Genomic DNA, 10771 nt, shown 5'->3' with positions numbered 1-10771 from the left:
TGCCGCGGATGTAGTCGGGCAGGTGCCGCACGGACCCGTCGACGGCGCGTTTGACGTAGAGCTGGCCGTTGAAGTTGATGTCGGGGTAGATGCACACGAACCCGCGCGGACACGCGATCTGGTCCTGGGCCACCGTAGGGGTGGCCGCAGGCGCGGCGGCGTGGGCGGGGGAGAGGCCGACCAGTGATGCGGCCAGGACGGTCGTGGTGACGGTAGCGAGCAGCGAGGTCGCTCAGGTGCGGAGGCGCTCCACGCGCGGCAGTTTCATGACACCCGTCTGTCCAGGCGGAACACTTCACCACTCCGTCGCCCCACGACGTTCATCCCCAGGAGTGGTGATACCGGTTTGGCCGCTGCCGTGCCGCCGACCGGAGTCGCCACCGTGCTCCCGGGCTTGATGGCCGCCCGGGCCTGGGAACTCCCCGCCGCCAGCGTCAGCGTCCTGGACCGCTGGCCCGACATCGCCGCGGTCGTCGCCTCGCCACTGCCCCGCCACGGCCGTCGCCTTCCGCCCGGAGACCGGGCAGCTCGGCGCCGGGACTCCCCGGCCTACGCCACCCAGCTCCGGCTGATCACCGCGCGGATCATCGCCACGGCGAACAAAACGGTCGGCACCATGCAGGTCCTGTCTCCGGGAGCTCAGGGCCCGCATGTTCACCGAGTCGATCCCAGCGCTTCGGGCAGCAGCGTTGCCCGCCGGCGCCAAGTTCCGCGCCGCTTCGTGCTGCGCCGTTCGACGACCTCATGGTGCGGGTCGGAGAAGCCGTTGCCGGGCAAGCCGGAAGTCCGCCGATGCCGTTGGATCATTCGGATCACCGACGACCGGGGGCGCCGACCGGCTGCGCTGGCCGCCGGTCTGGCTCTATGGTGCGGGTCGGCCTCGAGGACCAGAGGCGTCCGCTGCCTGCGGACTTCGGCCCCGGTCGTTCCCGGTGCCGTCGTCGGTCAGACGAACGTGGACCCTTGGTCGGTTGCGAAGCGTGAAGTCGCGGGACGCGGACTGCTCACGGGGCATGTCGCCGCGCAGGAACAGAGGTAGCGCGAGCCCGCAGCTCGGTGTCGGGTTGGGCGGTCACGCTGATGTGGTGCAGAAACGGCGGGCACCGCGCAGCGTGGTGTGTAGTTTCCGCTGGGTGGCTCGGCTGTCGAGGCGTACGTCGAGGGCGTCGGGAAGGGTGCTGTGGGAGCGCAGGCCTGTGGGGAGCCGGGAGGCGTCCAGGCCGTCACGTGTGGCGATGAGGATGCCGAGCTCGTGACGGCTCATAGGGTCGGGCCCTGCGAGGTGGTGGACGCCGGCCGTGTCGCCGCACGCCAGTTCCAGGAGGGCGGCGGCCAGGTCGGCGACGTGCACCGGGCAGCGGATGTCGTCGGTGAACAGGACGCCGTCCCGGGTACCGGTGGCCAGTTCATGCACGATGCGCTCGTGCACGGAATCGCCGTTGCCGATGATCAGCGACGTGCGGGCGACGACGGTCTGCGGATGCACGAGGAGGATCCCGGTCTCCGCTGCCGCCTTCGCCGCCCCGTACGGGGTGCCGGGGTCAGGCAGGCATGACTCGTCGTAGTGGACGCGAGCGCCGGAGAACACCGCGTCGCTGGACACGTGGACCAGGCGGCTTCCGTACTTCGCCGCCGCCATCGCCAACCGGACGGGCCCCTGCGCCGTCACCGCCCAGTCGGCGTCGCCGCTCGACGCGTTGACGACGAGATCCGCGCCGACTTCGGCCATGACGGCGTCCACGCGTTCGGCATTCCGCAGGTCAAGCGGGTACCACGCGGCGTGGGAAGCGGTGCCGGGACTGGTGGCATAGGTCGCGGCCGTTGCGTGACGGGCCATGGCTGCCTGCCGGATCAACTCGGCGCCCAGGAAGCCACTTCCGCCGATGATCAAGACCGTCATGACGTGACACGGTAAACCGTCTCGGCAAATGGCGTGACAGAGACCGGCGGATGGTTGCTGAGACACACGTGGCGGGTGCTCGTTCGGCGCAGCCGATGAGGAGGGAGGCGCGAGGGCGTAAAACGTCGGCCCGGCGGCTGGACGCTGTACGACCCGCGCCCGTCGGGTGGCCCGGGTAGGTAGGGCTCTGGTCGGCCACGCCAAGCGAAGAACCCTCTGACCACAGACCACTCGGGGCGGGTGGAAGGACGTGAGCCTGCCGGACGACCGGCCGGAGCGGCCGTTCCGACCGTACGCGCTGTGACAAGGCCATTCAATCGCCCCAACACACCGGGCAGCGGCCGATGTGGTGTCGGCCGCCGCCCGGCGAAGGGACGCGCGCTCAGGTGCGTGGAACGGGACGTGGCGTCAGTTGGCCGCGCTTCCGGCGACCCACTGGTTCCACGGCATGTTCCAGTCGCTGAGACCGTTGTCCGGGGCCAGTTTGGTCGTGTCGTCGGAGTTCTTGACGATGACGACGTCGCCGATCAGCGAGTGGTCGAAGAACCACGCGGCTGTCTGCTTGGCGTCACCGCCGCCCCTGGCGTCCTTCAGGCCTACGCAGCCGTGGCTGGTGTTGACCTTGCCGAAGACGGAGTCGGCGCCCCAGTAGTTGCCGTGGATGAACGTGCCCGAGTCGGACAGGCGCATGGCGTGCGGTACGGCCTCGATGTCGTACGCGGGCTTGCCGTCCTTGTCCGTGAGGCCGACGCTCGTGGCGTTCATGTGGACATGGCGGAACTTCTCGGAGATGACCATCTGCCCGTTGTACGTCGGGTGCTCGGGGCTGCCGGACGAGATTGGGATGGTCTTGATCGTCTTGCCGTTCCGCACGACGGTCATCTGCTTGGTCCTGGCGTCGACCGTGCTGACCTGGCTCCGGCCGATCTTGAACGTGATCTTCTTCTGGAGGCCGCGGGCGTTGAGGTTGACGGTGACGGTGGAGTCGGGTTTCCAGAAGGTCTGGGGGCGGAAGTCCAGGCGGCCGTCGTTGAGCCAGTGGCCGGCGACCTGCTGTCCACTGCTGGAGCTGACCTGGATCTGCGACTGCACGGCCGCCTTGTCGCTGACCGCCTTGTCGAAGGTGACCGTGACCGGCATGCCCACGCCGACGGTCGAGCCGTTCTCGGGGGACAGGTGCCCGATGAAGTCGTTGGCCGGGGAGACCGTGGTGATCGTGGCGTTGTCGGTGGCGGAGCGGCCCTGGGCGTCCTGGGCCTCTGCGGCGATCTGGTACTTGGTGGCCGGGTTCAGCTGGACGTCTGGCGTCCAGGACGTGCCGTCCGCGGAAAGGGTGCCCGGCACCTCGGTCCCGGTCGCGACGGCGGTCATGGTCACCTTAGTGAGCGTGCCGTTGCTGACGGTGGCCTGCACGACGTCGTTCACCCCGACGTTGTGGGCACCCTGCCCGGGCGTGATCTCTATCTGGGCGCCGGAGCTGTCCTGGGCGGCCGACGGATCCGCCGCAGCGTGCGTGCCCCGAGTGCTCCCGGCGTCATTTCCGCTGGTGGCGGCATGACTGGTACCGCAGAGAGCCGTGACGGCGAGTAGGCCGCCGAGTACGCCGACCGCAGCCGTCAGCCTGGTGCGTCGTGTACGCGCCGTCATCAAACGCTTCTCCTTGTCCTTGGTCTCAACACGCTCGGGCGCGGCGGCGGTGACGCGTCGGGCTGATGATCGTCAATCATGGTCGTGTGATGGGGAACGCGTCTCGTGCAGCGATCACCAGCGACCGGAGGATCACGGGCCTGTCGGCCCACGCGATCGCTGAACTCGTCGCAGAGCTGGACACCCGTTGTGGGACGAACGGCACCAGGCCAAGCTTGCGTCTCGGCCGCGGGTGCGACGCACCGGTTGGTGTTCGTCGACCGGCTCTTGGCCACTCTCGTGAACTTCCGGCAAACCACCACGTACGACGCGCTCGCCTGCTGGTTCGGTGTCGGCCGCCCACGGTATCACTCAGGCCATCGCAGAAGTGCGGCCCTTGCTCGCCGAGCGAGGCTGCGCCGCCAGCCCGGATGTGCGGCTGCGGCCCCTCGCCGGGTCATCGACCACCTGGTGCCGACGTGAAGACCGGGATCGTCGACGGCATTCGAGCAACCCGGCCGTTAGCCGGCTGGTTGCTCGTATCGACGATGAGTTCGTACGTCGCACTCTGCCGAATCCTGGGCCGCTGAACGCCTTCACGGTGGACGGCTGGTGGTGGCCAAGGATCCGTGAGCCGTGCAGCGGCCTGCCGGAGACGTGCACTGGCTGTCGTGTCCGGGGTCGGTCGGACCCCTCTGCAGCGGTGACCGGTGTGGCAAGCAAGCGGCACTCGGGCGGCGACCCTACCGTGGTGGTATGCCAGTGATCAACGGTTGGCGGCGGGGGGCGGGCGCCCCGGTCGGCACGCTGGACGTGCTGGGGCCGGTTGTGCTGTTCGTGCTCTCGGTCGTGGCCGCCTCCGTGATTCCGCACGAGCACCGGTTTTCGGTCCGCCCGTCTGCCGTGGCGCTGGCGGCGGTCGGCTGTTTCGCGTTGCTGTGGCGTCGTCGCCACCCGTTCGGCGTACTGGTCACCGCGGTTGCCTGCGGGGTGTTCTTCGAGGTGCTCGGGGTTCGGGAGAGTCCGCTGGTGACGAGCCCGGTGATCGTGTCCGTCTACACCGTGGCCGCCCGGACCGACCGGCGGACCACCTGGATGGTGGCGTCGGCCTCGGCTGCCCTGCTGGTGGGGGCGGCCATGGCGTTCGGCCCCGGCCCATGGCTGGACCCGGACAACGCGGCGTTGCTGGCCTGGACGGCTCTGCCCGCCGCCGTGGGAGACGGGGTCCGCTCACGTCGCGCGTACGTGGCGGCCGTGGAGGAACGGGCGGAGCACGCGGAGGGGACCCGTGAGCAGGAGGCGCGGCAACGGGTGGCGGCCGAGCGGGTCCGGATCGCGCGCGAGCTGCACGACGTGGTCGCACACCACATCGCCTTGATCAACGCACAGGCCGGTGTTGCTGTTCACCTGGTGGAGCGGCGGCCGGAGCAGTTGGTCACCGCTTTGGAGGCCATCCGGGACACCAGTCGGTCCGCCCTGGAGGAACTCCGGGTGACGGTGGGCCTCCTGCGGCAGTCCGACGATCCGGAAGCGCCGCGGGATCCGATGCCGGGCCTGGCGCAGGTACCGGAGCTTGTCGCGTCCTTCGAGCGTGTCGGCCTGTCCGTCAGGCACACGCGACGCGGCATGGCCGAGCCGCTTGCGCCGGCGGTGGATCTGGCCGCGTACCGCATCGTGCAGGAAGCCCTGACGAATGTGCGCAAGCACGCCGGCGCCGATCACGCCCGCCTCTTCCTGCACTACCGGCCCCAATGGCTGACGATCACGGTCGAGGACGACGGACGTGGCGGACCGCACGAGCCCCACCTCGGGACCGGCCACGGGCTGATCGGGATGCGCGAGCGTGCGGCCAGCGTCGGGGGGAAGCTGGAGGCCGCGGCGGGCCCCGACGGGGGCTTCACCGTGACCGCCGAACTGCCGCTGCGGCCGGGCGCGGCAATCGTGGCACCGATCGGGCGGGACGCGAGGAGAGGTGGGCATGACGATCCGCGTACTGCTAGCCGATGACCAGGCTCTGTTGCGGGGCACGTTCAAGATGCTGTTCGACTCCGTCGACGACATGGAGACCGTGGGCGAGGCGTCCAACGGCCGCGAGGCGGTAGAGCTGGCGGGGACGCAGCGGCCGGATGTGATCCTCATGGACATCCGCATGCCCGAGATGGACGGCCTCGCCGCCACGCGGCTGATCGGCGAGGCCGAGGACCTCGCGGCGGTGAAGGTCCTGATCCTGACCACCTTCGAGGAGGACGAGTACGTCGCGGAGGCACTGCGGGCAGGTGCGAGCGGTTTTCTCGGCAAGGGCGTCCGGCCCGAGGAGCTGCTCGACGCCGTCCGCACGGTCGCCGCAGGTGACGCGCTGCTGTCCCCATCGGCGACCCGAGGGCTGATCAGGCGGTTCCTGGCGCAACCGGAACCGTGCACGGCAGCGGTGCACGAGCGGCTGGTACGCCTGACGCGACGGGAACGCGATGTCCTGGGGCTTGTCGCGCTGGGACTGTCGAACGACGAGATCGCCGAGCGTCTGTTCGTCAGCCCACTGACGGCCAAGACTCACGTCAACCGGGCCATGACCAAGCTCGCCGCCCGCGACCGGGCCCAGCTCGTGGTCATCGCCTACCAGTGCGGCCTGGTCAGCCCGGCGACGACGGCGACTCGTCCCTCAGTGACCGGGTGAACGCCGTCGTGGCCGCGGAACGCGTTAGGGCTCGTCGTAGGCCGGCCTGCCGGATACCACGGCCGTGGTACATGGGAATGGCTTCACCGGGACGACGCGCAAGGGGCGGTTCCTGGGCGATGGTGAGGTGATGAAACGGAGCTGTCGTAGCGGTGCACCAGCCGCACACTGGTCCCGTTGACGGCGCGATTCTCACCCCTGCACGAAGGGAACCGCCATGCTCAGGTCCTCCCAGGATTGCCGCACCATTGGCGACCTGCTCCAAGGACACGCGCTCAACGTCCTGCACTCTCACTGCCGGGACGAGCACCACTGCCTCGCGGCCGTGCCCGAACACCTGTCCTTGCTCCGCAAGGCCCTGGCGTGCGACGCCGGCCGACAGCAGGCGTCGTACCTGCCTAGCCCGGCCGCATGCCGCCATGGCTCACGGCACCGAAGCCGTCGACACAGTGCCGCCCGACGGGCCCCGGCCACCTCGCTCACCTTGTCCCAATGGGTGAGCCGGCTTGCCTGCGTCAGGTGAGCGACCAGGCAGCGCGCCGAGCGCGCCGGTAATGAGGCCTAGCGGGAACTGCGGCGGACGCCGCTGACGGTTCTTGGTTGTGTACACGACCAGGAGGAGTCATGCGCGTGCCCGCTGCCAGGCATCCGTCACCGAGCACCGGCCGCGGCCGCCGTAAAGCCGGGCTGGGGGAGTGGACGTGAGGCAAGACCCGCCCACGCCCCCGGCCCGTTTCCCCGGATCAAGATCCGGACCGGGGCTCTAGTCTTCTGCGGCGGTGCAGATGTGGCGTGCAACCATTTGGCCCCTCGTGAGTCGCATCACGCGAACCATCAGCACCACCGCAGGGATCACATGAACCGCGCCACCATGACCACGCTCGCCGCCCTCGCGCTCGCCGCCACGCTCACCGCGTGCAGCAGCAGCGACGACAACAGCACCAAGCCCGCCAAGACGCTGACTCCCTCGGCCACCGCGCCCAAGGCTGCGCCAGGCCCACGCCCGGGAACGGCGCATCGCCGTCGCCCTGCAAGAAACCATGCTCCACACCCCGGACCTGGCCCGGCACCCTGACATCGCCGTGCGTTACCTGCCCGCCACCGGGTCCGTGAACACCGGCTGTCCATGCCGAGCTTTTCGAGGGTCTCCTTCACCCAGCCCGGGCTGACGACGTTCACTCGCCGGGCACGATCGGAACGGCGAGGTAGGCCCCGCGCGCCTTACCCGTACCGCAGATTCCGACCAGCCGGCCTTGTGCCCTGAGACCCCGGAGGAACTCGACCGCTTCCGAGCCGAACACGAGGACGGGACCATCTGGTGCGGCACCCTGTTCGAAGGTGGCTGCGGCCGTCAGCTCACGACCAAGCGCTACACCTACAAGGTCTGTTCCCCATCAAGTCCTGCGTGTTGACCCGTACCGATCAGCGTCCGATCTCGCTGTGCTCGGTTGCGGCATCGCTACGCCGCCGTTCGCCCGCACCGTAGTCCTGACAGTGGGGACGAGCTGGCTAACCTATGGGCGGAAGGGGAGTGCAGGCGATGGAGGCAGGGCCGGCCGGTGGCGGTCAGCGTGACGAGCAGGGTTCGCGGCGGCGCCGGGAGATCGTGGAAGCGGTCCAACGACTGCTCGGCGAGTGGGGCAGCTCCGAGCGGCTGACGATGCGGGCGGTCGCCAAGGAGGTGGGCATCTCCGCTCCGAGTATCTACCTGCATTTCGAGGATAAGACCGAGCTGGTGTGGGCAGCGCTTGAGGACCGCTACGGCGAGCTGGCCGCCCAGATGGCTGCCGCGGCCCTGGCTGGAGGCGACGCGGATCCGCGGGGCCGGGTCCGGGCGCAGGCACACGCGTACTGCCGGTTCGCGCTGGGCAGCCCCGGCCACTACCGGCTCATGTTCGAGGTACACCAGCCGGCGGCGGACCCGAGCAGGATCGGCGCCCACCCCGCCCGCCACATTTCCGCCGGTCTGCGCGCTGGCCTGCACAGCTGCGCGGAAGGCGGGTTCGGCCTGTCCCTTCCGGTGGAGCAGGCCGCGCAGACGCTGTGGGCCGGACTGCATGGCATGGTCTCGCTGCATCACAGCCTCAACCGCGACGAGTCCTCGGAAGATCTGATCCTGCAGCTCGCCGACGGATTGGTCGACTCGCTTGTCGTCGGCGCCCCCGGCGCCCCGTTCCTCGCCGGAAGCGGATCCGAGACCGAGGCGTCGCGCCGGATCAGGGCGCTCAGGAGCACTTCGGGGCCGGACGGCCCGCAGACGTAGCCGGAACCGTCGCCCCTTGGTGAGGGGGCGGCTGCCGGCGGTGTATCCCGCGTTCACACGTCCTTCACGCTGTCAACACCCCTGCCTGTAGGGCTGGTTGCTGCCCCGTATGCGCAGGAGTACAGTCGCCGCTGAACTAAGTTAGGTGCCTAGAGCAACCATATGTGCCTGGCTCTGGGTCGCCCGTTTTCGCGGGCTTGACGGAAGTGGATCCCCCCATGGACATCTCCATCGACTTCGACAAGTGCTGCGGTGCTGGCCAGTGCGTGCTGGCGGCGCCGGAGGTCTTCGACCAGCGTGACGAGGACGGCGTCGTGGTTCTGCTCGATGACAATCCGCCGGCCGAGCAGGCCGAGAACGTGGCCCAGGCCGCGGCGGTCTGCCCTGCCGCCGTGATCCAGGTTCGGGTGTGAGTGCCATGGCCGCCGCTCCGTCGAGGATCGCTGTGGTCGGCGCTTCCGCGGCGGGACTGAGCGTCGTAGAGGGACTGCGGCGCGAGGGCTACACCGGGTCGCTCACGCTGATCGGCGAAGAGAAGCACCTTCCCTACGACCGGCCACCGCTGTCGAAACAGCTGCTGTCCGGCGCGTGGGAGACCGACCGGCTCCGCCTGCGCGGGGAGAACGACATCGCAGCCCTCGACCTCCAACTGCGCCTGGGCCAACCGGCTACCGCCCTGGACACCACCGCCGGCCAGGTCACCCTGGGCGACGGAAGTCTCGTCGGCTATGACGCCCTGGTGGTGGCCACCGGCACCCGGGCCCGCCGACTGCCGGGCACCGAATCGCTGCCCGGTGTGCACGTACTGCGCACCCTGGAGGACGCGCTCGCGCTGCGCGAGGACCTCGCGGAGCAGCCGCATCTCGTGGTGGTCGGTGGCGGCTTCGTCGGTGCCGAGGTCGCTGCCGTGGCACGCGGACTGGGCTGCGAGGTCACCCTCGTCACCGACACTGCCCAGCCGATGGGCGATGCCCTCGGCGAGGAACTCGGCGCCCTGCTGCGTACCGTCCATCACGAGCACGGCGTGAGGATCGAGACCGGGGTTCTCGTCGACCGGGTCCTCGCCGACGGCGGGCGGGCGAGCGGGGTGCGTCTCGCCGACGGTCGCACGTTGGCCGCGGACGTCGTCCTGGTCGGCATCGGCGCCCAGCCCAACACCGAGTGGCTCACCGGCAGCGGCGTTCCGGTCGGCAACGGGGTGGAGTGCGACGCCACCCTGTACGCCGGTTCTGGGGTGTGGGCAGCGGGCGATGTCGCCTGCTGGCTCAACACGCGCACCGGTGAGCCCTGGCGGATCGAGCACCGCACGAACGCCGCCGAGCAGGGCCTGGCCGTCGCTCGCAACATCCTGGCCGGACCCGAGCGCGCCACGCCTTTCGCCCCGGTGCCCTACGTGTGGTCCGACCAGTACGACCTGAAGATCCAGATCTACGGCCGGACCCGTGGCGCCGACGAGGTCCGCGTCGTAGAAGGCAGCACGGCCGAGCGAAAGTTGGTCGCTCTGTACGGCAGGAACGGCCGGACCTGCGCGGCGGTCGGCATCAACATGGTTCGCGCCCTGCGCGGCTACCGAGCACAGGTCGCCGCGGCGGCCCCCCTTCTCACTGGGAGTGCGGCATGAGCGACACCCTTAGGGCCGGTGTGATCGGCCTGGGCATGATCGGCGGCGGTGTGGCCGTCAGCCTGGCCCGCAGCGGACGCATCCCCGCGGTCTACGACGTCCGCCCGGACGCCGCCGCGGACCTGGCCGGCGTACCCGATCCGCTCGGCTCACCCGCCGAGGTGGCCGAGGCGTCCGACGTCGTGATGGTCGCGGTGGTCAACGCCGACCAGGCCCGCGAGGTCATCGGCGGCAACGACGGCCTGCTGCGGGCGGCCCGGCCGGGACTGACCGTCGTCCTGCTCGCCACCGTCGCCCTGCCGGTCGTCCACGAACTAGCGGCGCTGTGTGCCGAGTTCGGCGTGGGCTTCCTCGACTGTGGGGTGACCCCGGGCGACAAGGCCGCCGAGAACGGTATGGTCGCCATCCTCGGAGGCGAGCAGAAGACCGTGGACGCGGCCCTGCCCGTCCTCGTGGACTGGGCGAGGAAGGTGGTGCACTGCGGCCCGTCCGGCGCCGGCATGGCCACCAAGATCGCCCGCAATGTCGTCACGTACGGCAGTTGGCGCACGGTCGCCGAGGCCGCCGCGCTGGCCCGCGCCGCCGCCGTGGACCCGGCCCGGCTCGCCGAGGTCATCGACGCGGCCGACCCCGAGGGCCGCACCCTGCTGCAACTACTGCGCATGCAGGGCGCCGACGGCGTGCTGC

The 10771-nt window shown here is 70.0% G+C and carries 9 protein-coding genes and 1 pseudogene; 7 read left to right on the top strand and 3 right to left on the bottom strand.

The window, feature by feature from the left end; translation table 11 throughout:
• From GT030_RS22685 to GT030_RS22675, 3 genes are all read right to left on the bottom strand, one after another.
• On the bottom strand, positions 1 to 133 hold a 133-nt coding region (locus GT030_RS22685; RefSeq protein ID WP_346009717.1), incomplete at its 3' end, for a peptidase inhibitor family I36 protein.
• Between the two features lie 939 nt (positions 134 to 1072).
• Entirely contained in the window at positions 1073 to 1900 is an 828-nt protein-coding gene (locus tag GT030_RS22680; protein ID WP_161202666.1) for a sugar nucleotide-binding protein, read from the bottom strand.
• 408 nt (positions 1901 to 2308) lie between these two features.
• Complete coding sequence (locus GT030_RS22675) at positions 2309 to 3547, bottom strand: Ig-like domain-containing protein (protein ID WP_202460442.1); 1239 nt, start codon at positions 3545 to 3547, stop codon at positions 2309 to 2311.
• 807 nt (positions 3548 to 4354) lie between these two features.
• Here GT030_RS22675 and GT030_RS22665 point away from each other — a divergent pair.
• The 7 genes and pseudogenes from GT030_RS22665 to GT030_RS22635 all read left to right on the top strand — a co-directional run.
• Positions 4355 to 5533 carry a sensor histidine kinase gene (locus GT030_RS22665; RefSeq protein WP_346009716.1) on the top strand — a complete coding sequence of 393 codons (1179 nt, stop codon included), beginning with the start codon at positions 4355 to 4357 and terminating at the stop codon, positions 5531 to 5533.
• Positions 5505 to 6200, top strand: a complete 696-nt coding sequence (locus tag GT030_RS22660) for a response regulator transcription factor (RefSeq protein ID WP_161202664.1) — start codon at positions 5505 to 5507, stop codon at positions 6198 to 6200. Before GT030_RS22665 ends, GT030_RS22660 begins: the two co-directional genes overlap by 29 nt.
• Before the next feature lie 986 nt (positions 6201 to 7186).
• Positions 7187 to 7315: pseudogene (locus GT030_RS36660) on the top strand (protein phosphatase); the annotation flags it as partial.
• Between the two features lie 425 nt (positions 7316 to 7740).
• A complete protein-coding gene (locus GT030_RS22650; protein ID WP_161202663.1) occupies positions 7741 to 8463 on the top strand; it encodes a TetR/AcrR family transcriptional regulator in 723 nt (240 codons plus the stop codon).
• Positions 8464 to 8681: 218 nt separating this feature from the next.
• On the top strand, positions 8682 to 8876 hold the full coding sequence (locus GT030_RS22645) for a ferredoxin (protein WP_161202662.1): 195 nt from the start codon (positions 8682 to 8684) through the stop codon (positions 8874 to 8876).
• Positions 8843 to 10084, top strand: a complete 1242-nt coding sequence (locus GT030_RS22640) for an FAD-dependent oxidoreductase (RefSeq protein WP_237522748.1) — start codon at positions 8843 to 8845, stop codon at positions 10082 to 10084. Before GT030_RS22645 ends, GT030_RS22640 begins: the two co-directional genes overlap by 34 nt.
• A 35-nt stretch (positions 10085 to 10119) precedes the next feature.
• Positions 10120 to 10771: NAD(P)-binding domain-containing protein (locus GT030_RS22635; protein ID WP_346009626.1), on the top strand; the 652-nt coding region annotated here is incomplete at its 3' end.

Origin of the sequence: Streptomyces sp. SID1328 (assembly GCF_009865595.1) — a bacterium.
GTDB classification, from domain to species: Bacteria; Actinomycetota; Actinomycetes; order Streptomycetales; family Streptomycetaceae; genus Streptomyces; species Streptomyces griseoluteus.
This window is presented reverse-complemented; position numbering and strand designations above follow the sequence as displayed.

Excerpts from the sequence above, each read along its gene's own strand:
- GT030_RS22650 (WP_161202663.1), top strand. The coding sequence starts at position 7,741 with ATGGAGGCAGGGCCGGCCGGTGGCGGTCAGCGTGACGAGCAGGGTTCG.
- GT030_RS22680 (WP_161202666.1), bottom strand. The coding sequence starts at position 1,900 with ATGACGGTCTTGATCATCGGCGGAAGTGGCTTCCTGGGCGCCGAGTTG.
- GT030_RS22645 (WP_161202662.1), top strand. The coding sequence starts at position 8,682 with ATGGACATCTCCATCGACTTCGACAAGTGCTGCGGTGCTGGCCAGTGC.
- GT030_RS22675 (WP_202460442.1), bottom strand. The coding sequence starts at position 3,547 with ATGACGGCGCGTACACGACGCACCAGGCTGACGGCTGCGGTCGGCGTA.
- GT030_RS22660 (WP_161202664.1), top strand. The coding sequence starts at position 5,505 with ATGACGATCCGCGTACTGCTAGCCGATGACCAGGCTCTGTTGCGGGGC.